We start from the raw sequence: 23,844 nt of genomic DNA, 5'->3' as shown, positions 1-23,844 counted from the left end.
GCCGGCCTTCGCATTGAAGGCCGGCTGAAACTGCAGATATGCAGTGCCGAGACCACCATCCTTGGTGACGACAAATAGCCGCTTCGCGATGCCAGCGGTGCTACGAAATTGACGGAAAGAGGCGCGTGATGGAAGGCGAGAAGAAAACTTGCTGCGGTGCCAGACGAAGCGAAGGGGCGGATCGCTCTGCCTCGCGCGAAGCTGAATTCCACTTGGCCGCGAAGGAGGTTCCGAACGCCTCGGCGGCGGAACGTGACGAACTCCGGGCGGGTCTCGTGCCGATTGCTGGTGGCATTTTTGAGATGGGCTCCCGCCGGTCGCGCTTTGAGGCCGATCTCGATAGCCCCCGGCGCAAGGTAAAGCTGTCTCCTTACCGGATGGCACCAACCTCTGTGACGAACCGGCAATACCAACGGTTCGTCGACGCGACGGGTTATCGCACTGTGGCGGAACGCGAGGGTTGGAGTTTCGTGTTCCACCTTCTGCTGGATGAGCCCTCCGACTGGCCTGAAAGCCCGCCGAACCTGCCTTGGTGGCGGCGTGTGGACGGGGCATGCTGGTGTGCCCCCGAAGGGCCGGGCAGCAGTATCGCCGGCCGTGAGGATCATCCAGTAGTCCATGTTGCCTGGCACGACGCGGTCGCCTATTGCAAATGGTCGGGGTTGATCCTTCCCTCGGAAGCACAATGGGAACGGGCTGCGCGTGGTGGGCATGTACGCCAGCGGTTTCCTTGGGGAAACGAGATGATGCCTGGGGGGCACCATGCGATGAACACCTTTCAGGGTGAGTTCCCGCGAACCAACACGGCGGAAGACGGATGGCTGGGTACAGCACCGGCTGATGCCTTCGCGCCGAACGCTTTTGGCCTTTACAACATGACAGGCAACGTCTGGGAATGGGTCGCCGACTGCTTTGGCGCACTGCCTGAGGCAAAGCGCATTCCGCTGGTAGACCCGATCCGTATTGCGGGGAATATCAAAGCAGCAAACCCTCGCATTCAGCGCGGTGGATCATACCTTTGTCATGAAAGCTATTGTGATCGCTATCACGTTCACTCCCGCAACGCGAACGACCCTGACAGCTCGACCGGACATTGCGGTTTCCGGGTCGCATCCGCGGAGTAAGAAGGGTGGATACAGTAAGACGCCGCGCTGATGATTCCGCGTCTTGCTCAATATCGATCTATTCCCTCTTGAAACCTGCTCTTTTCGACAATTTAACAAACGCCGCCTGCCTTTGCCTTCGAGGAGTTGCGACACTTCCGTGTTGTAAATGCGTATATTCTGCGCTTGAAAGTTCTAATTTGAACTTTGACCATCCAGTCAGTATCGGTGCTTAGTCACAAGGCAGAAACGGCCATTGCAGCACCATAGCGAAAGTCCGGTTCCACGGGCCGTACCGTAGCAGTGCGGGATGAGCGTGTACGGCTGTAAGGGCCGACCGTGAAGACGGGTGGATTCTGCTCTTGAAAGCGCATGCGTATTATCGTTCAATTTTAATTTCGCTCAAGCCTGTGAAACAGGATCCAAGTCGAGCTCTTGCAACCAACAATGCTGCGTTCCGTTGCCAATGTCCGCTTCGGGCAAACTGCAGCGCGGCATCAGGTGATGCAGCGAACGGCACTAAAGGGCCGAAAGCGGACCCCGACCTTCGCTGTCTCCTCTACGAAGGTCCATTTCTAAAGGCGAAAGGGGGGGGTGTTGCGCGTTCCGTATCCGCCTCAGTCAATGCTTTGGGTTCGGCTGCCTTCAATTGCAGACGAAACAACACAACGTTGGATTTGAACAGCAGGCGGCTATCGGAGCGGTTGCAGTATCACTGCAGCCTCTTTCCGCAGCGTCGAACAAGGCATTTATGTGGGCGACTGGAAGGTCCTCTGCCGCCTCGATTTGCACATTTAGCTGGGCGGTCCGAAAGCCGACAGGAACGTTGTCGGCACCCGGCCTGCCATGTCCAAGTCATTTCAGCACGGCTATCGATACGATGATGACCCAATCACCCATGCCCGCTGATGTTTCTAAAGTCCCCCCGGCTTTTGCATGGCATCTTCGCTGCTTTTAGCGTCATATGAAGACACAGTAGACGCGAAGACGCGGCCGACCTCGAATTCCTAAGGAAATTTAATAAATATGTGCCCAGCATCAGTGGCCAACGGAGCCGAGCGCGGGTTCATCATCCCAATCGGCGGCGGCGAAGACCGCATCAAGGAGATGCAAATTCACCGCAGGTTTGTGGAGCTTTCGGGGGGAGCAGATGCATCCATCGTGGTCATACCTACTGCATCGATGCTGCATGAGACCGGCCAGGACTATCATCGCATCTTCTCCGAACTTGGGGCCGGCAAGGTCGATTTTTTGCAAATCAACCGTCGGTCCGATTGCGACAATGACGACTTTGCCGCGCTGCTGGACAATGCGACCGGCATCTTCATGACTGGCGGCAATCAGTTGCGTCTGTCCGCGATCCTCGGGGGCACGCGCGTTGCACAAAAGATCAGACGGCGGAATGCGGAGGGAATTCCCGTCGCGGGCACCTCTGCCGGTGCGTCCATCATGTCAGAGCATATGGTGGCCGGGGGTGCAGGGAACGAACCGCCAGCAGAGGGCAGGGTGTCCTTGGCGCCGGGGATCGGTCTCACCAATAGTGTTATCATCGACCAGCACTTCACCCAGCGAAACCGCTTGGGACGCCTGCTGACCGCGTCGTCTTACAATCCTTTCCTGATCGGACTGGGCATCGATGAAGACACGGCAGCCTTCATAGGGCCAGATGATGTTCTGGAAGTTGTCGGCAGCGGAACGGTTACCGTCGTGGACGCGAGCCAAATGACCCATTCGTCCATTTGGGATGCAAAACCCGGCGAGGCGCTGAGTCTATTAGGTCTGCGGCTGGACGTGCTGGGCGAAGGGTGTCGGTATGATCTGAATGCCCGTGTCGGATATCCTCCCGATGACCCACCGGGAGCCGGCATCCCATCAAATGCCACCGGGGAAGTTTCCGCATAGCGCGGAGCATCAACAATCAATGAGGTGAACCTGTGAAGATACTCTCTACCAATGTGTTTGTCGGCCCCAATGTCTGGGCGGGGTTCCCTGTCATCCGGCACATCGTTGATCTGGGGGTGTTGGAAGACTGGCCTTCCGGAAAGATTGGGACCGACTTTGTCGAAGGACTGGTCGAGGCCTTGCCCGGATTGGCCGACCACGGCTGCTCTTACGGCGTGGCCGGCGGCTTTCTGCGCCGTCTACGGGAAGACGGCGGCACATGGATGGGCCATATTCTGGAGCATTGCGCCATCGAGGTGCAGAATGTCGCCGGGACCGATGTCACCTTCGGCCGCACCCGGGGCACCGGCGTGCCGGGACAATACAACATGGTCTATGCCTACCGCCAACGCGACGTCGGATTGGCCGCGGGAGAGTTGGCGCTGACGCTGTTGATGCATCTTTTGCCGCCATCACTTCGCGCTCAGGTAGATTTCCCATTCGATCCTGATTTTGACTGGTCGATGGAATTGCGTAGCTTCGTGCTGCACGCCCAACGAAAGGAGCTTGGGCCATCGACCGAGTCGCTGGTGCGTGCGGCACAAGACCGCGACATTCCATGGATCAGGTTGAACGAAGGGTCCTTGGTGCAATTTGGTCATGGCAAATACCAGCAACGGATTCAAGCAACCATCACCTCCGAGACCCGCCACATCGCTGTCGAAATTTCCTGCGACAAGGAAGACACCCACAACCTGCTCAGCGATCTGGGGCTACCGGTGCCGGTGCAGAGCATCGTCTACAGTGCCGAAGAGGCCGTTCGCGCCGCCCACAAGATCGGCTTTCCCGTTGTGGTCAAACCGCTTGATGCCAATCATGGGCGCGGCGTGTCGATCAATCTGACAAAAGAAGCTGAAGTCACCGCAGCATTCGCCGAGGCGGAGCAACAGTCGAAAAGCGCTGCCATTCTGGTCGAGAGTTTTGTGACGGGTTTCGATCACCGGATGCTGGTTGTAAACGACAAACTGGTGGCGGTGGCCAAACGGGTGCCCGGCCATGTGGTGGGCGACGGGATCCATACAATCAGCGAACTGGTCGAAACGGTCAATCAAGACCCGCGCCGCGGCATCGGCCACCAGAAGGTGCTGACAATGCTTGAGATCGACCCTCAGGCCAAACGTCTGATTGCCGATGCCGGACATAGCATTGAGACGGTGCTGCCTGCAGGCGAGCTGTTCTATCTGCGCGCCACCGCAAACCTTTCTACCGGCGGGACGGCAATTGATCTGACCGATGTCGTCCATCCAGACAACCGCGACATGGCCGAACGGGCGATCAAGGCTGTCGGGTTAGACGTCGGGGGTGTCGATTTCCTCATTGAGGACATTACCCGGTCCTACAAGGAGATCGGCGGCGCGATTGTCGAAGTGAACGCGGCCCCGGGTTTTCGCATGCACGTTGCCCCGTCCGAAGGAAAGCCGCGCGATGTGGCCGGCGCGGTCATCGACATGCTGTTCCCGCTCGGACAGGAATGCCGCATTCCAATAGCGGCCATCACCGGCACCAACGGCAAGACAACCACCTCGCGTATGTTGGGCCATATTATGAAGGCCAGCGGCAAGATCGTGGGCATGACTTCGACCGACGGCGTCTATGTGGATGGCAAGCTCAGCGTCAAAGGCGACATGACCGGGCCGAAATCTGCCCAAATGGTCCTGCGCGATCCCAATGTCGATTTTGCGGTGATGGAAACGGCCCGCGGCGGGCTGGTTCGCAGTGGCCTCGGGTTTCAGCGCTCCGATGTTGCGGCCTGTTTGAACGTGACCGGCGACCATCTGGGGCTGGGCGGTATCGAAACGGTCGAGCAACTGGCAGCCGTCAAACGTGTTGTCATCGAAAGTGCGACACAAACAGCTGTGCTGAACGCTGACGACATCAACTGCCTGAAGATGGCTGACTATGCAGATGTCCGTTCGATCTTCTATGTGACCATCAACCCCGGCCACAGTCTAGTAAAGGCGCATATCAAGGCTGGTGGTCAGGCGATAGTTCTTGAAAAAGGCATGAGTGGCGACATGCTGACGATCTACGACAATGGTTTGCACATGCCGGTTCTGTGGTCCCATGTGATCCCGGCCACGCTTGAAGGCAAAGCCGTTCATAATGTGCAGAACGCCATGTTTGCAGCTGCGATGGCTTATAGTTTCGGTGTCGATCTGGATAATATCCGACACGGGTTGCGGACCTTCGACACCAGCTATTTCCAGGCTCCGGGGCGGATGAACGTCTTTGATGAACACCCGTTCAAGGTGATCTTGGACTATGGTCATAACCCCGCTGCCTTGGGCGCGATGGCGGGACTTGCCGAGCGGCTGGACGTTAAGGGGCGGCGGATTGTCGTGCTCTCGGTGCCGGGCGACCGCCGCAATTTGGATGTGGTCGAAGCCGCGCAGGTTCTGGCCGGGAAATTCGACCACTATATCTGCAAGGCCGATGATGATCGCCGCCACCGCGGCGAGGATGAGATTCCGCAGATGTTCAAGGCAGAGTTTTTGAAGCTCGGCATTGCGGAACATCAGATCTCGGTGATCCCGAATGAGGAAGAGGCCGTGGCTGCCAGCCTCGAGATGGCACAGCCCGAGGATCTTCTGGTGATCTTTGGTGACAACAGCGCGCGGTGCTGGAAACAGATCATCTATTTCAATGCCGATGAAGACCAAGAGAATGGCACAGCGCATGCAGAAGGCGCGCCAAGTGGCGCCGTGTTCGAAGAATTTATGGACCACGATCTACCCATTGTGCGCGATGGGCGTGGCGTCCGATTGGCCCGGGAACGCATTGAAGATGGGGATTGATCCAGACCGCCATACCAACCGCATCGAGCAACTGGAGGCTGCCCTTGATATCCGCTGGGCCACCGTCGACGGGATTCATGTCGCGCCGCCGCGCCGTTTGACCGGGCCGGGCCTGCTGTGGCAGGCCCCCGGGGCGGTGATGGATGTCTCTGTCGAAGATAGTGATCCTAACGCTATTAGCAGACTGTGGGCACACCACGCGCGACCGGTGCTTGATGCGGTCGGCTGGGCCGATCAAGAGCTGATCTGCCGCGTTTTTCAGGGGGGTGTCAGCCTCGCAGTTTCAGCACCGATGGATCAACTGCACTCAGCCACCTTTTTGGCCAAGACGGCATGGCACTACTGCGCGGCGGATCTGTCTCATACCGCAAGCCAGCCATTTCAGGATATGATCAGAGATCTGCTGCGGGTGATGGAGCAGGAAACAAATCCGCCGCTGATCGCCTTGATGTCGGCAGCCGCGGCTCATGATGTCGATTTTCTCTGTGACGATGAAGAGGTGTCAATCGGGCATGGCGTGGGCGCGCAAGTCTGGCCCGTGGACGGCCTGCCAGTCCCAGAGCAAGTAAACTGGTCGGCTATCCACGATGTACCCATAGCCTTGATCACGGGCACCAACGGCAAAACCACGACGACCCGCCTTTGCGCCGCAATTGCCACGGCGGCTGGCAAGGTTGTCGGGCTGACATCCACGGATTTGGTGCAGGTTGGGGACGACATCCTCGACCACGGGGATTATTCGGGGCCGGGGGGTGGACGGATGGCCCTGCGCGATCCGCGGCTTGAAATCGCCTGCCTTGAGGTTGCGCGCGGCGGCATCCTGCGGCGCGGCTTGCCGACCCGTCGTGCCCGTGTGGCCTTGGTGACAAACGTCGCCAGGGATCATCTGGGCGAATATGGTGTCATGACATTGGCGGATTTAGCTGCAGCCAAATTTGCCGTCACCCGCGCTTTATCGGCAGATGGCGTCGTGGTGCTGAACGCCGATGACTCACAGGTCGTCGCGGCCGCAGCGGAAACAACGCAGCCGATCTGGTGGTTCTCGATTGATGCGACGACGCCGCAAATCGTCCAGGCGCGAGACCGCGGCATGCCCTGCTGCTCTGTCGAAGATGGTAATCTGGTCTTTTTTGGCGGGCGCAATGGGACATTCTCGATCCCCCTCTCAGAGATGCCCATCACGCTTCAAGGGGCCGCAACGCATAACGTGCGCAATGTTCTGGCGGCGGTTTGCGTCTGCACCGCGCTTGGCCTCTCGCAAGCCGCGATCCGATCCGGGCTTACAGGGTTTGCTTCCAATCACACGGACAACCCGGGCCGGTTCAATGAATTCCATCACAACGGGGCGCGGGTCTTCGTCGATTTTGCGCATAACGCTCATTCAATCTCAGCCGTCTGCGATGCACTATCAGCGGTCCCCTCTGAGCGCCGTTTCATCATGCTGAGCCAGCCCGGAGACCACAGCGATCAGGATTTCGCTGAAGTGGCCCAGGCGGCTCTTCAGTTCGGGCCCGACGTGATCGTTACCGCTGAGATCGAAGATTATTTGCGCGGTCGTCGTCTTGGCGATACCTCTGCGGTCCTAAAAGCCTTTTTTAGCGCGGCCAAATTTCCGCTTGTGCAGATCCTTAGCGCCGGTTCTCCGCCGGAGGGTGCCAAGCAGATCCTCGACGAACTGCAACCCGGAGATCTGGCACTGCTGTTGGTGTTGTCGGACCGCGGGGCGATCTTCGACTTGCTGCGAGAGCAGTAGGTCGCCAGATGAATTGCCTCGATCCGTTGCGGCGCAGATTGGTATTTCACCTGTAGAGACGCGGCATCGGCGAGCCCAGCCGTGGTCGGGGAGGAACTGTGGTTCCCCTGTGACTATTGAATATATCGACTGTTGAGGCCAATTTGCGCGGATTTAAATTTCGAGCTACTTGCGTTCCGGGGGCGTCGCCGGGCACAAAGCTTCAACCGAGGAATAATTTTTTACCTACGCGAAATTTGCATCCCACCCCCTCCTACCCATCCTTCCTGCGTAAAACAGTGGGTGAAGCGACGGGCTACCGGCTTGCTGCGAGCCCGGGTGTTTGGATATTTAACGACCATTTGCGACAGACGCGGCGGTACATCTATTTCCTTTTGGCACTCAAGCACCAAATGGCTCTCTATGGGTTAGTCAGCCCGAACAGATGCGGTTACACTTCTTCCCAATAGGTGACATCAAATGAAAACCACAAAGACTTCTCTTGACCGTTCCAAATGGGAGACGCGTGCCGACCAGACAACTGCGGCGGCGACTGAAATCGTAGACAAAGTGAACAGTGACCGCACAAAGAAAACCGAGCTTCTGCGTGCCGCCCGTCTCAAGCGTGATCAAGCAGAAGGCGCAGACATCACGAAGTCTCCGCGCCAACAAAAGACGTCCAAAAAACAACCAAAGTCCTGAAGCTGTAGATGTCCGTACGAGGCTTCAGCCGGCCAATGCCTGTGCCCGCATGACCAATAATATTGACACCAGGACCTATGTGATAATTTGGCGCTATTGGGCTCAGGCTCGCAGCCTCAACACAGAGGTGAGTAAGGGGGGGTCGGTGCTACTGCGCGTCCTCAGAATGAGCCGGTTGCCTCTGCCATTAGCTTATCATTGGTCCGTCCAGAAGTTCTATTACCGCATCCGCGCCTGCAGGGCTTGAGGTTGCCAATGCCATCGGAGCGGCGCCACCAAGCTCTGAGTTGGGCTTTTCCAGAAAGCGCATAATTAGAGCACCATTGCCTTGGTAAATTCTGTCAGCGACCACATAGGCTCGCGCAAAATTATAAAGGACTTGGCTTTTGACAGGACTCAAAGGTAGCTTTTCGGCTTTCGCCCTGCGGTAGGCTCGTTCTGATACGATCTTATGGGCCGGTTGCGAGTGCATGACTTCCCAGATGTTCTCTACCGAGGCGGCGGGAAGGCCCTCTTGGACCCGGGCTCTTAGCGTATCCTGATTGTCGACTTCCTCAGGTAGCCCCAGAAGTTCTGAAACCCGATTGCCGTCGGTTGTGCGCGTGAGTTTTCCAGTCATATGTGGCTCCCTTTGCCAATCGGCTGACAGCTCTTTCGCTCTTTCACAACCAGATAGTGTTCAACGGCTCCGTGCGTAACTGTGCTTTCGATTTGATATCTCGCATTTCGACCGAGTGACGGATCGACCAACTTCCAATAGAAATGCGGCAAATAACGCAGGGAAGTACTCCCAGAAAGGCGCGCACCCGTCCCGATCGGAGCTCAAAGTAGTGGCCAACACGAAGGGCGGAATGTGTTGAAAAACTCTTATACAGCGCGTTGGGGCCAAATTTGGGAGAACAAAATTCCGAACTACTCAGATTTCGACGGCGTCACGAGGCGCAATCAGTCCGTCGGTGAACGGTTTCCCACATTCCAGAAATTTTCAGTTGCAGCAAAGAGTTTTTCAACAGAATCGGCGAATTTTGTTGAAAAACTCTTGCTTGATCGGATGCTCCTTCGCTGATTCAATTACTTTATTGATTGGGGGATCGAGCGATGATGGGACCGAAGCAAGAAGCTCAGGCTGCATTGTTTTACGAATTCTCTCTGGAAGACCATGTCCCGCAAGATCACCTGTTGCGGTCGATTGATCGGTTCGTTGATCTGAGCGACATTAGACAGTATCTGGCCGAGTTCTACAGCCACACGGGCCGCCCTTCGATTGATCCTGAGTTGCTGATCCGGATGCTTTTGGTAGGCTATTGCTTTGGCATCAGGTCAGAGCGCCGATTGTGCGAAGAGGTCCATTTGAACTTGGCGTATCGCTGGTTCTGCCGCCTCGATCTGTCTGATCCTATCCCAAACCATTCGACGTTCTCCAAGAACCGGCACGGGCGCTTTCGGGAAAGCAAACTTCTGCGCCACCTGTTCGAGAAGACCGTTGCACGGTGTATCGCTGATGGCTTGGTGAGCGGGCAACGCCTTGCGGCAGATGCCAGCCTGATTGAGGCTGATGCGAACAAACAGAACTCTACACCGAAGGAAGATTGGGACCGCAGTGCCATCGATCCAAAAGATGCGCCGCGTGCGGTGAAGGAATATCTCAACGTCTTGGATGACGCGGCTTTTGGTGCAGCATCTGAGGTTGAACCCAAGTTTACGTCCCATTCTGATCCCGCCAGCCAATGGACCGCAGCCCGGAAAGGCCCCGCGTTCTTCAGCTATTCTACCAATTATCTGATTGATACGGACCACAGCGTCATCGTGGACGTTGAGGGAACGCGGTCGATCCGGCAGGCAGAGGTCGGGTCAGTGCGCACCATGTTGGATCGCATCAAAGACCGGCACGACATTGATCCAGAAAGACTGATCGCAGACACTGCTTATGGATCAGGGCCGATGTTGGGATGGCTGGTTGATCGTAACATCAACCCCCACATTCCGGTGCTGGATAAAGCTGGACGGACTGACGGCACCTGGTCTCGCGCCGACTTTGAATGGGACCCTGAGAACAACCAATACATCTGCCCGGAAGGCCAGCCGCTCAAGCAATTCCGCCGCAACTACTCAGATCCAAACCGTGGTCCCACCGGCAAAGGCGTCGCCAAGTATCAGGCTTTGAAACACACCTGTCAGGCCTGCCCATCGAAGATAAAGTGCTGTCCGAAAGCCGATGCACGCAAGATCACCCGCGAAGAACACGAAGATGCCCGGCAGGTCGCCCGTGATATTGCCACGACCAAGCAGTATGCGATCTCGATGCGGTTGCGAAAGAAAGTCGAGATGCTCTTCGCGCACCTCAAACGCATCCTTGGCTTGGGACGGCTCCGATTACGTGGTCCATGCGGCGCAAATGATGAATTCCTGCTCGCCGCAACCGCCCAAAACCTCCGGAAATTGGCTAAGATCTTTCCTGCGCCGCAGCAAACGCGCAAAGCCTGATAGGAAAGGCGCACGCGCCAGATTTGGAATAGCTATTTCTGCGTTTGCAAACGTTAGTTTTTCCACAGAATCGGCGGAGAGCGGTCGTTCGCTGCGGGTGCGCAGTTAGCTAAACGGTACGAGAAAGCGGACATTCGGCAGTACGTAGCACTTTTGACCGCAGCGAATGGCAGCGAAAAAAGGCCCCACTGCCACTATTTATCAATGCTGCAGCGAAAGGGAGCTTCCTGACCAGCCAAACATACACTTAAATAGTTGCGCAAAATTCTTCCGGTGCGCAGGGGCGAAGCCTTTAGAGTGTGACCTCTTGACGTTATGGACCACTGCAAGGTGAAGCGTGGTTCACCAACGTTGTATTCGTGTGGCTATGATACTATGTATGAGTTACGAAGTTGTGGTTCTCTCCCGAATAGGCGCATTAGCCCGACAGAGCCGACCATAACCCTTCATCATTAAAATTCAGCTGTCAGGTTCTTTAGCAGGGATTTGTTGTTTGGAACCGTTGCCGTTGGCATCGGGTGGGGTCAGGTCGATTGTGACACACTCCACCTGCCCATGGTCGCTGCAAACGGGGAGGAGCGACCCAATAGCAAATATGAAGATTGTTAGACGGCGCAGCCGCTGAAGGCTCAAGCTCTGCGGCTACACCGACGAAGAACGATACTCTGTTTGGTTTATCTGCGCATTGGAAAGGCAGGACATTGCGCCGCAGTTCATTGAAGCCGGGAGCTGGCTTTAGCGCAGGACCAAGCAAATACAATCATGAACCCAATCAAAACAGTGAGGCGGGACTTTCGCCGTCAGAGGATCGAACATGACATTTCCCGAACGGACAAAACCCAACATTTACGGCGCTGTAGTTGGCGCTGGTGCTGTCTCGAGCCTTAACCTCGCCTGTGACGGGTTGACCATTTCCAGCGGCACACAGGAGATCGCTGACAGCCCTGTGGAAGAACGAGTGACACTTGCCACGGTGCCGGACATTGAAGCTGCAAGCCGGGAACTGGCAGACGCCTGTCATGCGGGGCTTAAGAGAGATGGATCGTAAACCACAACTTACAGGGTCGCGCGGCCCGCATGCAATTGCCTTCTGCGCCCCTTCGCAAACTCACACAATCATCGGTCTGTTTGCCGGTTCAATCTTGGCGCTCATGCTTTCTGTGCTACCTGCATTGGCCCAAACCAGCGCACAAGAGATGCCGGAGAACGCCAGTACCAGAAGTTATGGCAAAGGCTGGGAATGTAATATTGGTTTCCGCCTGAACGAAAATGCCTGCCTTGAAGTCATCGTACCGCAAAACGCATATGACACGAAGCGGTCCTACGGGTCCGGATGGGACTGTCTACATGGGTTTCGCAAAACCGATACGGAAACCTGCATTGCGGTCGAGGTGCCTGAGGGTGGCTTCTTAGACCCGTCAGGCAGGCGGTGGGAGTGTTTACGTGGCTATGTCAAAGTCGATGACTCATGTCAGGAAATCGTCCTGCCAGCGCATGCGTATTTGGTCGATGCCTCATATGGCTCCGCGTGGAGGTGTGAACGTGGGTATGAAGCAACTGGCAACCTGTGTGTCGAGATTGCGGTTCCGGCCAACGCCTATCTGAATGGAACGCGATACGGTCAGCCTTGGACGTGTGAGCGTGGCTTTGTTGCACAGGCTGGTCTTTGCAAAGCCGCCGTTATTCCCCAAAATGCCTATTTCGATGGCGCAAGCTATGGAAAAGGCTGGAAGTGCGATCGTGGATATGCCGCGTCGGGCAATAGATGCGAATTGATAGATATTCCTGAGTACGCGCATCTGGGCAGGTCGGGCAACCGATGGGAATGCAACAGAAATTTCCAAAAGTCCAAAGGGCAGTGCGTCCTTAACAACTGAGCGCGAAACACCGCAACACAGGCTTCAGCCTGTGGGGCTGCGAACGGGCCTGTCCTTGATGCTAACATAAAAAGAGAGAACAAAATGGAAACGAAGTCTGACACTGTCGATACCATCCGCCGTCCGGCCAGCGGTGCGCAAGCGCCGCCAATGAGCCGGAGCAACGCGTCTGTCGCACTATCAAACACGCAGATCGCGGCTCACCCAACAGCGATTGTCTATTGTGAAGGCAACTTTACGCGGATTGATGGCAAGACCGCGAATGGCCTTGTTCGCCATTCCCAAGCGTATCGCATCCTTTCAGTCATCGACAGCACCTATAGCGGACAAGACAGCGGCCTCGTTCTCGATGATAGGGTCAACCAAGTACCGATCTTTGGTCATTTGGAGGCGGCAGTTGCCCATGAAACCGTCACGCCCGATACGCTGATCTATGGGATGGCCCCCTCAACAGGGCGTCTTTCAACTGCGGACCGGGGCGTTGTTCTGCAAGCGATTGAGCTTGGGATGAATATCGTAAGCGGGCTGCATGAATATCTGTGCGATGATACAGAAATAGCCAGCGCTGCATCGGACCGGAATGTCACGATCCGCGACATCCGCAAGCCAAAAGCCAGCAAAGACATGCGGCTCTTTGATGGGAGTGTCGCTGACGTCAAAGCGCTGCGGATTGCTGTTCTTGGTACTGACTGCGCCATCGGAAAGCGAACAACGGCCACCGTTTTGGCGCGGGCGCTCAACGCACAAGGCATCAAGACCGTGCTTGTAGGCACGGGCCAGACCGGCCTGATGCAGGGCGCGAAATACGGCATCGCAATGGACGCCGTGCCGCCGCAGTTCTGCTGTGGCGAGCTTGAGGGCGCGATTGTTGCCGCGTCTGACGCCGAACAGCCCGATGTGATCCTGATCGAAGGGCAGGGCGCCCTGAGCCACCCTGCCTTTTGCACATCGGCCTTCATTCTGCGAGGGAGCCAGCCCGATGCGGTCATCCTGCAGCACGCGCCAAAACGCGCCCATCGCTGCGACTTTCCAACTATGCCGATGCCCACGTCATCAAGTGAGATCGCTTTGATCGAAGCTTTTGCTGATACCAAGGTCATCGGTGTCACGCTCAATCACGAGGGGATGTCCGAGGTCGAGATTACCGACACTATCGCGGCCCAGTCACAACAGCTTGGGCTGCCAGTCACCGATGCATTGGCGAGACCGGTTGCAGATCTGCTTGCGATGGTAACTGCCGCATACCCAGCACTGACGCGAAGGCCTGCTGTGGCAACGGTATGAGCTGCCCACGCATCGAGGTGGACCTATGCAAGATCAGGCACAACACGCAGACGCTGGTCAAGCGTTTGGGCCTGCGGGGGGTCAGCGTCACTGGCGTGACGAAGGCTGTCTGCGGGCATCCTGCAATCGCTCAGGCCATGCTCGATGGTGGGGCCACGGCGCTTGCAGATTCACGTATCAGCAACGTGCAAAGGCTACGGTCGACAGGGCTGACAGGCCCGATCACGCTGATCCGGACGCCGATGTTAAGCCAGGTTGATGAGGTCGTTCAATCCTGCGAAGCGAGCTATAACACTGAGATTCTGGTCATCTCGGCCTTGGCAGCCGCTGCGATCCGCAATGGGTCAATCCACGGTATTATCCTTATGGTCGAGATGGGGGACCGGCGCGACGGCATATTCCCAGAGAAGCTGGCTGAAATTGCGCAGCAGGTCCGGCAGATGCCCGGGGTCAGGCTGGAGGGGATCGGTGCTAACTTTGCGTGTTTGAGCGGGGTCGCTCCGACAGCCTCTGAAATGGTCGCATTCGGTGAGCTGGCCGAGGAGATTGAGCGAAAGAGCGGCCCCAGCCTCAAGATTGTGTCAGGTGGCGGATCAGCCAACCTGCCTTGGGCATTCGGCGGGCACGCAACGGGCCGCGTCAACGACCTCAGATTGGGCGAGGCGATCCTTTTGGGTGTCGAACCTCTGTCCGGTGATCGGATCGGGGGTTTGCATAGGGACGCCTTCACACTTTTGGCCGAAGTTATTGAGAAGGGTGTAAAACCTAAGCCGTTCCCCATTGCCCTGGCGGCGCCATCTGCGGAACGACGTCGCAATGAGCCTGCCTATGCTGCCTCCGCGCTCATGATCCTCGCGCTTGGACATCAGGACACCGACATTCAGGGGCTTTCACTGCCTACTGGGAACATATTGATTGGTGCAACCAGCGATCACCTTGTCCTTGGGACAAGCCAATCCCCGCCGCCGGTCGGCTCCGAAGTAAAAATTTTAATGAATTACAATGCGTTAATGCTCGCCATGGCTGCGCCCGACATCAAAGTAAGTCTGTTAGACAATCTACCTTCAGGACCGTCCGAGTGCAGCAAACATGAGCTTGGCCACTTGGCGCCTGCTTGAAAGGGCGAACTTGATTCAACCTTATGCAACCCAAAGAGGAAACTGAAAATTGTCAAAGCCCACAAAAAAGAACCTGTCCAAGGTGTATGATGCCAAACCGGAAACCGCGATGGAAAAGACAACGCGTGTCGTCAGACAAATGGTCGACGAAGAAGCGGAGCAGCGACAGATGAAGAACTCCAGATTGCGAACTGCGCGCCTTGAAAGGGAAGCGAACACGCCACCCGAGGCGGCAGCTAAACCGGTGCGCAAAACCCGCCGCACTGAAACTGATTCATAACTGCAAACAAGCTCCGACGGCCGTTTGTTAAGTGGCTCCCGAACAGGACAACAGGCACTTCAAGCGCATTACAATTGGTTGAGGCCGCTCTTTAACCTTCCAATCCACCCAGTCGTTTCCAAGGAGTCATTCGTGACCGACCCAGAACCTTCATCAGAAAAGATCCACTATATCTGCCAGACCTATGTGACGACAAAGGCTGGGCGCAATGGGCAGACTGGCCTGAAAATTGCCAAGCAATTTGAATATTCCTCCGCGCAAGAGGCACAGAACCGTGCCGAACGAGAGGCTTTATCCGACGATTTTGTTGGTGCCGACGCTTACATGATCCGCGAAGATCCAAACAGCGGAGAAGTCGCCGATCCAAGCTTCCTTGTGAGGCTGGGAAATGTCCCGGGGTTTGACGAATGATAAAACTCTGGATGTAGCTGGGCCTGCCTGTGGCCCGTTTCGCTTGTCTACTCTGGAACCTTAGCTAACAAAGGGAGCTACTGAAACTGGCTATTGGCCTCTCGGTGTCATGTGCGGCGATAGACTGATCATTGAAGCAATCGCGGGGAATTCATCCTCTGTTGCGCTCTGCCAACCTTCATCCGACGAAAATGCTGCACAATGAATGAATGGCAGGTCTGAAGAAGCTGCTCAGCAGCGTTCCGCCACAAGGCGATCGGTAGCTTTGGGCCGTTCGTGTTGATCGACAGCACGGGCGGAGAGCCGACCTTCGCTGCGCTTTGTCCCGATGTCTGCTGTCGGGAAACCCGGGCCTTGCCTGTGCAGATCTCATTGATAGGTTTCAGATCGCGGAAACTATTGCGGTTTTCGTGCAGACCCCTTGATTGCCTAAGCACATGGCTCTGTTCCTTGAAGCTATATGCTTCGATAGCATGGCGACTTAAGCTCGGCTGGGAATTCTGGCGATCACCTTGATTTCGAAGTCAAACCCAGCGAGCCAGTTCACACCGACGGCCGTCCAGTTCGGGTAAGGCTTCTCAGGAAAAGCGCGATCCTTCGCCTGCATGATGTCACCGAACTGGGCCTCGGGATCTGTATGAAAACTTGTAACATCGATTATGTCGCTGAGGGAGCAGTCTGCGGCGTGCAATACATCGGTCAAATTGTCGAAGGCGCGCTGTACTTGTGTCGCGAAATCAGGCTCCGGTGTTCCGTCTTCTCGGCTTCCCACTTGGCCCGAAACGAACAACAAGTCGCCTGAGCGGATGGCCGCAGAATATCGGTTGGTTTCATACAGGTCTTGGCGGCCTGACGGGAATACGGGGTCTGGTTTGGTCATTGGGTGTCCTTTGGTCTGTGAAATTTGCAACGCGCAGGGTGGCATTTGCAATCGCATCGGGGGCTAAGTGTGTAAGGCGCGGCGACGCTCGATCTTGGCCAGCAAAACGAGGGCAGTGATCAGCAGCAGGCTTGCATTGAAAGGGTGCAGCGCAAGCATGGTCGCGTCTCCCGTGGCCAGCGCAATCTGAACCCCGTAAAGCGCCAGAGCGCCGCAAGCCCACCATGCGAACCCGCGCAGATACCCAATGGCGCAGGCCATAATGGCCATGACAACAATCGGCACACCGGCCAAGCCGCCGACCATGCCGTGTATGGACCACGGCAAGCCGGCGAAGAGCGATTGCCCCGCGAGAAAGAACTGACCCGCGAGGGCGACGGGGAGCAATCGGGCCGACCACACAAACAGGGCCGGCGTGCCGCGCTCGAGAGCGACGAAAGTATCGTGCGTGCTTGCGGTCATCGCTCAGACCTCTGCCGTCTGCGCAACCCGTGGGGTCGTGATGAATGCTTGAAGCGCACGGGTGTAGCTCTGGGCTGCGGCTGCCAATGCGGCGTCATCGAGCTTGTCCGCTGAAAACGTCAGATGTGGCGCATGCCATGGCAGGCCACAGCGATGCGCCATCGCTTTCAAAGGGGTGAAAATTTCGTCGACCGAATAGTAATTTTGCCCCGACCGTGTATAGGCTTCGGCCACGTTGCCAAGCGTCGCGGCAACCATCAACGGCGTCCCTGCAAGGCGCTCGCCCTCGTCTTGTGGAAAGACATAGTACATCCGCGTCAGCACGGCGTCTTGCCAAGCCTTCAAAATGGACGGCGTCGCATACCATTGCACGGGAAACTGTAGCACAATCCGGTCGGCCCCAAGCAGCAGTTGGGCATCGGCTGCGGCATCCGTGAACAGGTCGATGTGCCCATCGGGATAGCGTGCTTGGACATCGATAGCGGTCACGTCTTCAATGGCGTGCGCCGCGCGAAGAAAAGCCGCATTGGCGACGGATTTTTCGATATCGCGGTGGAACATAAGTAGCAGTGTCTTGCTCATTCTCGCAGTCCTTTCGAGTTCTTTTGGCCAAGACGTAGATCCGCGAAACAAATAACTCCAACTGATATAAGATATAGTCTATTATTGACCCTATGAATTTAAGATCGATCGACTTGAACCTACTGGTGGTGCTGGATGCGCTATTGGACGAAGCTCATGTGAGCCGCGCCGCACATCGGTTGAACCTCTCTCAACCCGCCGTATCGAATGCGCTGCAAAGGTGCCGTGATCTGTTTGACGACCCGTTGCTTGAGCGCGGACGCGGTGCAATGCGGCGGACCGCCCGGGCAGACGCTCTGCGGGGGCCGCTTAAATCCGTTCTGGGCGAGCTGAATGACCTTCTCGATCCGCCGGAAACCCCTTTGCATACCTTGCGTCAAACCGTGCGGCTCACCATGGCAGACGACCCAGCATTTTTGATCGCGGGGCCGCTTCTGACCGCATTACAATCCACCGCCCCGGGCGTGACTCCTATTTTCCAACCTTGGAACGGCAGCACGGCAGCGGCGCGTGATTTGCTGAGTGGCGAAACAGACATTGCCGTTTCGGTCTTTGGGCACCAGATTGAGGGCATCGAACAGACCACATTGTTTAACGAGACATATGTTGTTGCGATGCGGCGCGATCATCCTGCCGCACAGGCGTTTGATCTGGATGCATGGCTGGCGTTCCCGCACGTCTTGATGTCCGGAACAGGAGGGACGCAATCACCTCTGGATGCTCAGCTTGCGGCGATAGGGCGGTCGCGCCGTGTCGGTGCGGTTGTGCCGTCCTTCCAACTTGTCCCGTCGCTGTTGGCGCACACAGATCATATCGCGATGTTGCCCAAACACGGGTTTGATCAAAACGCGCATCCGCTTTTGACCAGCTTTGAACCGCCGGTTAAGGTCAGTGGCTTTCCCTTGCATCTGGCCAGCCACACGCGCCAATCGAACAATCGCGGGGTTCAGCATGTGATTGCCGCGATCAGAGAGATTTTTCTGGTTTGAAACCAAGGTTGGCATGAACGTCCGCATATGTGGTATCGTGCCTTCCGCGCCCCCAAATGGCGACACATTTTTAATCATAATCATATTGCTACAGGCTGTTTCGATCCATGAACTGACTATGTCGCATTCATTCTGCTTCCGACAAGTTGGACACAGAGCGGCCTCTCGTTGCGGAAGCCGGCAAGGTCCGCTATGGGACGTCCGTGAAGACGGCCCAATTGTTTAGATTTCAATGGCTTCAGCGATAGCGAGGGCATCTTCCAACTCTACGCCGAGATAGCGCACCGTGCTGTCCATCTTGGTATGACCCAACAGCAGCTGAACCGCCCGCAAGTTTCCAGTCTTCTTGTATATTTGGGTAACTTTCGTGCGTCGCATTGAATGGGTTCCATATGCCGTCACTTCCAAGCCAATCGAGGAAACCCAGTCCCGAACGATCCGAGCATACTGGCGGGTTGAGATGTGCAAACGCTCGTGGAAGCGGCCAGGCCAGAGATACTCGGACCCGACCATCAGCGGATCTTCCATCCACTTCGTGAGCGAAGCTCTGGTCCCTTCGGAGATCTCGAAGCGCACCGGTTTCTGGGTTTTACTTTGTAACACTGACGCCCTCTCTTTGATCTGACCGGATGCCATGACATCGACCACTTTCATTTTGACAAGTCGCAGCCGCGCAATTTGCTGTCGATGGCCAGATTGAACAGCGCGAGATCGCGGTGTTTCTCGGCAAGCTCAAGCCTAACCCTGATTGCCCACACGTGCTTTGGCTTCAATGGGCGTTTTTGACCGACTATGCCGCCCTTGTTCCAAGCGGGGCGTAGCGCGCGAATGGCAGGTAAGTTTGGTGTTTCCATGACTGATCCTCCGATCCACCATGCCCTCCCACATCGACAACCCCACGTTGACCGAACCTACATATCACAGGATGCTGCAACGCAGCCGAGGTCCGCTTCGAGCCCGATTCTGTGGAAAAACAGCCCAACTTTACCGATTTCTTGCTGCGCGGCGAAGGTCGGCTTTCGCAGAATGGGATGTTCCTAAACCGCTTGACCGCGGAAAATTTTCGGATTAGCCAGCATTCAGGCTGTAGACGCCTGCCTCCCGCTGACGTTTGTCTTGGTTAAGTTCTGCGACGTAATTCTCTATCGACCTCTTTCCGCATATCGCGCGGATGGTAATGCGGGTCCCATCTCAAACTGCGCGATCAGGCAAGAGAGATATGGGATATGAGTGATACTCCCACCAATACATTCACCGATGGGCCGCTTGGCACAATCTACCTTAAGACTGCGCTGCCGATCATTTTCGTGATGGGGATGAACGGGCTGCTGTCCGTTGCAGATGCGTTGTTTTTGGGTATTTACGTCGGGCCTGATGCGCTGGCAGCGGTTACGTTGATGTTCCCGATTTACATGATGATTGTGGCGCTCTCCACGCTTGTTGCCAACGGCATGTCGAGCCTTCTGGCCCGGTCCCTCGGCGCGGGCGACATAGACGGTGCGCGTGCGACGTTTGCAGGCGCACATGGGCTGGCCGTGGGATTGGGCGCGGTCCTGATCGTGTTGTTCCTCCTATTGGGCCAGCCTGTTGCATTGCTCGCCGCTGGCGGGTCAGAGAGTTTGGCGCAGATGGGATTGGTCTACCTTCGGATCACGGTGTTCTTCTCTCCACTGTTGTTCGTGTTATCGGTCAATTCTGACGCACTGCGGAATGAAGGGCGCGTGGGCTTTATGGCCGCAATGAGCCTGCTGGTGTCGCTTGCAAACATAGGGTTTAATTATGTGCTGATCGCCATTTTGGACATGGGCGTTGCTGGGTCAGCCTATGGGACAGCGACGGCTCAAGCATTCGCGTTTGCGGTCATTCTTGCGTTCCGTTTGTTCGGCGAAACGTCGCTGCGTCCTGCGACCCTGCTGTCCCATTCCATGTGCGGAAAATGGGGGCGAATCCTCGCCCTGGGCGCACCCCAAAGCCTGAATTTCATCGGGCTTGCGCTTGGGTCGGCGGCGATTATCACCGCGCTGCAATGGGTCGGCCGACCGGGCTATGCCGACACGATCACGGCATATGGCATTATCACGCGGGTCATCACATTCACCTTCCTGCCGCTCTTGGGTCTGTCCTTCGCGATGCAAACCGTCACGGGCAACAACTATGGCGCCGCCCTCTTGCATAGGTCGGATGCGAGCCTGCGCATGGCCCTTTGGGTCGCGTTTATCTATTGCGCAGTGGTGCAGATCGTCGTGATGAGCATGCCGAGCCGGATCGCCAGCGCATTCGTGGAGGATGTCGCAGTCATTGACGAGGTGTCACGTATCCTCCCCGTCATGGCCAGCGTCTTCCTTCTGGTGGGGCCGTTGATGATGATCGCGACCTATTTCCAAGCGATTGGCTCCGCGAGCAAGGCCGCTCTGCTGGGGCTCACAAAAACCTATGCATTTGCGATCCCATTGACGTTCTTGTTGCCCGTCTGGTTCGGTGAAATAGGCATCTGGATTGCGGGCCCATTGGCCGAAGTCATGCTATTGGGTTTGACGGCTGTAGTGCTCAGGCTCGCCGCACAGGACCAAAGCTTGAAATGGGGTATTTTCCACAACAAAGAAGGAGAAGCTCTATGAACCCGCAACTTCCATCCGCTGCGAAAGCCAAGGATCAAGCAAAGCGTTTGCGGGCAAAAATGGCCGAGGACGGGACATCAATTGGCCATGCCAAGTCCCTCGAACTGGTCGCCCACCAGCACGGCTTCAGCGATTGGAACACGATGGTTGCCGCCATCGGCAACGCGCCCCTCAAGGGCCGGGCCATCGGTGACAAAGTCAGCGGAACGTATCTGTCGCAACCGTTCACGGGGCATGTGGTCTCTATTTCGACCCTGAAACCAGAGTGGTTCCGGTTGGAGCTGGACTTGGATGAAGCCGTAGACGTTGTCACATTCGATGGCTTCTCAAATTTCCGCTCGCGCATTCGTGGTGTCATTGGCCCCAAAGGGCATTCGATCGAACGGACAAGCGACGGGCAGGCGCATCTTCAGATTGATCTATGGTGAAAGTGAATTCCAGTTCTCAAACCCGTAAGCGGCCGATGGCGCGATTGAAGCCAACGGCAGCTCTGTCCGCACAAGCAGACCTCAGTGCTCGTTGCAGCTAACGTCTTCTTCGAGCCGATTGTGTTGAAAAACTCTCGTACAGCGCGCTGAAGCCAAATTCGGAAGAAAAAAATTCCAAACTATGGGAATTTCGGCGGCACCTCGGGGCGCAAGTAGCTTGTCGGAGAGCAGCCTCCCACTTTTTAGAAATTTGCAGTTGCAGCAAATAGTTTTTCAACAGAATCAGCCCTTACCGGACGGTCAGAAACCAAGCTCGAATGCACGATTGGAGTGAATTTGCGCGCCTAGCTTGGCAACTTTTTCGACATCAAGACTAAGAGCAAGATCCGCAGATCCCAGCTGCTCTATCGGGAACCAGCGTGCTTCGAGGGCATCGTCGCCGGCAAGTGGTTTCCCCGAAACCCAAGAGCAAAGGACGGCTACGAGAACGTAGTGGTGGCGCAAGACACCGCTCTCATCATGGTCGAAAGCATCAACCGCTGTAAAAACCTGCTTCGCCGTTGCCTGTATCCCAGTCTCTTCCGCCAGCTCACGAACTGCTGCGTCCTCAAGTGACTCTCCGAGGTCTACTTTTCCGCCTGGAAAGCCCCATCTACCAGCATCAGGCGGGTTCGCTCGTCTTACCAGCAAAACATGGCCCCGCTTGAACAATGCAGCAATTGTGGCGACAACTGGTCGGGTCATAGGATGTGGCACCTAACGATTGATTACTTGAGCTGGCGTATAGGAAAGCCCTCTATCTTCATTGTGTTTATCAGCCAGTAGCACGCCAGCAAGTTGAAAGGCAGCACCGTCAAACATCCGCTCCATCCCGCAGAGGCGACCTTGACCTGCAAGCCTTAGCGCCGTTTGGGTGGGCGACCGCAGCGAATGGCAGGAACGAGCCGATTGTGTTGAAAAACTCTTATACAGCGCGTTGGGGTCAAATTTGGGAGAACAACATTCCGACCTACTCAAATTTCGACGGCGTCACGCGGCGCAATCAGTCCGTCGGAGAACGGTTTCCCACATTTCAGAAATTTGCAGTTACAGCAAGGAGTTTTTCAACAGAATGAGCCCAAATTCGACGTTGCCTACTGATTGTCGACGCACATCCGGATCCCCTTTCAATTTTACGGTCTGTCCTTATTTGAAAAAGCACCAGGCGACAGACCCTCGTGGCGGAGGAAGGCCAGTCCAAAGGCGCTGGCGGACCCGTAACCGACCTGCAGCGCGATCTCGGCATTGGTCAGCCCACCCTGCCGCAGCAAGGTCTTGGCCACGGCCATGCGCCACTCGGTGGCGTATTCCATCGGCGCGCGGCCAACCTGCCTGCGGAACCGCTCGAAAAAGCCGGAGCGCGACATACCCGCCGCCTTTGCCATTTCCGAAACGGACAGGGGGCCGCTCGTCTCGGCGTGGATCCGTTGCAATGCACCCGAAAGCTGTGGATCCGACAGGCCGCGCAGCAACCCCGGCGGCAGGGTCGTCGCCGGGTCAGAGCGTAGAGCCTCGATCAGAAGGACCTCCAGCAATCGCTCGAGGATCATCCCGCGCCCCGGACGGTCTGCGCGGGTTTCCTCGTGGATCACCGGCACCAGGGCCGTCAAACGATCCTGACCCGAGACATGAATCATCTCCGGCAGCAGAGACACCAGAAGGCCCCGGGCCGGCGTGTCAAAGCGGCAATGCCCGACGAGGGCGCGCACATCGACAGGGGCCTCCGCCGCGCCAAGCCGGAACTGCCCGGGACCGGTTTCAAGCGGCAGGCGGGGCACATGGGGCGGCGGGGGCACCTCGCTGGACATGGTAAATCCCTGCAGGTGCGGGATCAGCACGAAATCACCAGTCCTCAGCGTGACCGGATCGCGCCCGGTGACGTGCAACCGGCACTGCCCTTCGACCATCGCGCAGTAAAAGGGGCTGGCCACGTCGTGACGTTTCACCAGCCACTGGCCACCGGCTGACACCATCTTAGAGATGGAGACCGCAGGCTTGAGCAGGGTCACGACACTGGAAAGGGGATCCGAGGGGCTGTCGAGCATGAGTTTGGACGATCTATGGAGGATTGCGGATACTTGAATATAGATGGACCAATTCCCGCCGTCTATCTTTGTTA

21 protein-coding genes and 1 pseudogene are annotated in these 23,844 nt (G+C 56.6%); 15 read left to right on the top strand and 7 right to left on the bottom strand.

Annotated features, from left to right (window positions below):
- The first annotated feature begins 128 nt into the window (after positions 1–128).
- The 5 genes from DSM110093_RS13715 (at position 129) to DSM110093_RS13695 (ending at position 8,273) form a co-directional block, all read left to right on the top strand.
- Entirely contained in the window at positions 129–1,124 is a 996-nt protein-coding gene (locus DSM110093_RS13715) for a formylglycine-generating enzyme family protein (RefSeq protein ID WP_243265612.1), read from the top strand.
- A gap of 1,005 nt (positions 1,125–2,129) precedes the next feature.
- Complete coding sequence (locus DSM110093_RS13710) at positions 2,130–3,005, top strand: cyanophycinase (RefSeq protein WP_243265611.1); 876 nt, start codon at positions 2,130–2,132, stop codon at positions 3,003–3,005.
- Between the two features lie 32 nt (positions 3,006–3,037).
- Entirely contained in the window at positions 3,038–5,839 is a 2,802-nt protein-coding gene (gene cphA / locus DSM110093_RS13705) for a cyanophycin synthetase (RefSeq protein ID WP_243265610.1), read from the top strand.
- Positions 5,829–7,592 carry a Mur ligase family protein gene (locus DSM110093_RS13700; RefSeq protein WP_243265609.1) on the top strand — a complete coding sequence of 588 codons (1,764 nt, stop codon included), beginning with the start codon at positions 5,829–5,831 and terminating at the stop codon, positions 7,590–7,592. Before cphA ends, DSM110093_RS13700 begins: the two co-directional genes overlap by 11 nt.
- A 459-nt stretch (positions 7,593–8,051) precedes the next feature.
- Complete coding sequence (locus tag DSM110093_RS13695) at positions 8,052–8,273, top strand: hypothetical protein (RefSeq protein ID WP_243265608.1); 222 nt, start codon at positions 8,052–8,054, stop codon at positions 8,271–8,273.
- Between the two features lie 187 nt (positions 8,274–8,460).
- Here DSM110093_RS13695 and DSM110093_RS13690 read toward each other — a convergent pair whose 3' ends face one another.
- Entirely contained in the window at positions 8,461–8,892 is a 432-nt protein-coding gene (locus tag DSM110093_RS13690; protein ID WP_243265607.1) for an antitoxin Xre/MbcA/ParS toxin-binding domain-containing protein, read from the bottom strand.
- Between the two features lie 479 nt (positions 8,893–9,371).
- Here DSM110093_RS13690 and DSM110093_RS13685 point away from each other — a divergent pair, with 479 nt between their 5' ends.
- From DSM110093_RS13685 to DSM110093_RS13655, 7 genes are all read left to right on the top strand, one after another.
- Positions 9,372–10,757: an IS1182 family transposase gene (locus tag DSM110093_RS13685; RefSeq protein ID WP_243265606.1), complete on the top strand. Its 1,386-nt coding sequence runs from the start codon at positions 9,372–9,374 to the stop codon at positions 10,755–10,757.
- Between the two features lie 814 nt (positions 10,758–11,571).
- Complete coding sequence (locus DSM110093_RS13680) at positions 11,572–11,805, top strand: hypothetical protein (protein ID WP_243265605.1); 234 nt, start codon at positions 11,572–11,574, stop codon at positions 11,803–11,805.
- Positions 11,795–12,634 (top strand): hypothetical protein, encoded by an 840-nt coding sequence (locus DSM110093_RS13675; RefSeq protein WP_243265604.1) that lies wholly within the window; start codon positions 11,795–11,797, stop codon positions 12,632–12,634. The genes DSM110093_RS13680 and DSM110093_RS13675 overlap by 11 nt, the downstream gene beginning before the upstream one ends.
- Before the next feature lie 84 nt (positions 12,635–12,718).
- On the top strand, positions 12,719–13,918 hold the full coding sequence (locus DSM110093_RS13670) for a DUF1611 domain-containing protein (RefSeq protein WP_243265603.1): 1,200 nt from the start codon (positions 12,719–12,721) through the stop codon (positions 13,916–13,918).
- On the top strand, positions 13,915–15,036 hold the full coding sequence (locus tag DSM110093_RS13665) for an alanine/ornithine racemase family PLP-dependent enzyme (protein ID WP_243265602.1): 1,122 nt from the start codon (positions 13,915–13,917) through the stop codon (positions 15,034–15,036). Before DSM110093_RS13670 ends, DSM110093_RS13665 begins: the two co-directional genes overlap by 4 nt.
- Positions 15,037–15,085: 49 nt before the next feature.
- Positions 15,086–15,316: a hypothetical protein gene (locus DSM110093_RS13660; protein WP_243265601.1), complete on the top strand. Its 231-nt coding sequence runs from the start codon at positions 15,086–15,088 to the stop codon at positions 15,314–15,316.
- Positions 15,317–15,448: 132 nt separating this feature from the next.
- A complete protein-coding gene (locus DSM110093_RS13655; RefSeq protein ID WP_243265600.1) occupies positions 15,449–15,727 on the top strand; it encodes a hypothetical protein in 279 nt (92 codons plus the stop codon).
- A 481-nt stretch (positions 15,728–16,208) separates the two neighbouring features.
- On the opposite strand, the gene DSM110093_RS13650 is transcribed toward DSM110093_RS13655, so the two are convergent.
- The 3 genes from DSM110093_RS13650 to DSM110093_RS13640 all read right to left on the bottom strand — a co-directional run bounded on the left by DSM110093_RS13650 (position 16,209) and on the right by DSM110093_RS13640 (position 17,651).
- Complete coding sequence (locus tag DSM110093_RS13650) at positions 16,209–16,607, bottom strand: RidA family protein (RefSeq protein WP_243265599.1); 399 nt, start codon at positions 16,605–16,607, stop codon at positions 16,209–16,211.
- Between the two features lie 63 nt (positions 16,608–16,670).
- Entirely contained in the window at positions 16,671–17,069 is a 399-nt protein-coding gene (locus DSM110093_RS13645; protein WP_243265598.1) for a DUF6220 domain-containing protein, read from the bottom strand.
- Positions 17,070–17,072: 3 nt separating this feature from the next.
- Positions 17,073–17,651, bottom strand: coding sequence for an NAD(P)H-dependent oxidoreductase (locus tag DSM110093_RS13640; protein WP_243265597.1), 579 nt, complete (start codon positions 17,649–17,651; stop codon positions 17,073–17,075).
- Positions 17,652–17,764: 113 nt separating this feature from the next.
- On the opposite strand from DSM110093_RS13640, the gene DSM110093_RS13635 reads away from it, so the two are divergent.
- Positions 17,765–18,640, top strand: a complete 876-nt coding sequence (locus DSM110093_RS13635) for a LysR substrate-binding domain-containing protein (RefSeq protein ID WP_243265596.1) — start codon at positions 17,765–17,767, stop codon at positions 18,638–18,640.
- A gap of 222 nt (positions 18,641–18,862) precedes the next feature.
- Here the strand turns inward: DSM110093_RS13635 and DSM110093_RS13630 are convergent.
- A pseudogene (locus DSM110093_RS13630) lies at positions 18,863–19,494 on the bottom strand (tyrosine-type recombinase/integrase).
- 372 nt (positions 19,495–19,866) lie between these two features.
- On the opposite strand from DSM110093_RS13630, the gene DSM110093_RS13625 reads away from it, so the two are divergent.
- The gene (locus DSM110093_RS13625) at positions 19,867–21,258 is read left to right on the top strand and encodes an MATE family efflux transporter (protein ID WP_243265595.1); all 1,392 of its coding nucleotides are present in this window, start codon (positions 19,867–19,869) and stop codon (positions 21,256–21,258) included.
- Entirely contained in the window at positions 21,255–21,686 is a 432-nt protein-coding gene (locus DSM110093_RS13620) for a glyoxalase superfamily protein (protein WP_243265594.1), read from the top strand. Before DSM110093_RS13625 ends, DSM110093_RS13620 begins: the two co-directional genes overlap by 4 nt.
- Positions 21,687–21,986: 300 nt before the next feature.
- On the opposite strand, the gene DSM110093_RS13615 is transcribed toward DSM110093_RS13620, so the two are convergent.
- Both DSM110093_RS13615 and DSM110093_RS13610 read right to left on the bottom strand, forming a co-directional pair.
- Positions 21,987–22,430, bottom strand: a complete 444-nt coding sequence (locus tag DSM110093_RS13615; protein WP_243265593.1) for an NUDIX hydrolase — start codon at positions 22,428–22,430, stop codon at positions 21,987–21,989.
- 428 nt (positions 22,431–22,858) lie between these two features.
- The gene (locus DSM110093_RS13610) at positions 22,859–23,770 is read right to left on the bottom strand and encodes an AraC family transcriptional regulator (protein ID WP_243265592.1); all 912 of its coding nucleotides are present in this window, start codon (positions 23,768–23,770) and stop codon (positions 22,859–22,861) included.
- Positions 23,771–23,844: the final 74 nt, after the last annotated feature.

Source organism: Sulfitobacter sp. DSM 110093 (assembly GCF_022788715.1).
Lineage (GTDB): Bacteria > Pseudomonadota > Alphaproteobacteria > Rhodobacterales > Rhodobacteraceae > Sulfitobacter.
This window is presented reverse-complemented; position numbering and strand designations above follow the sequence as displayed.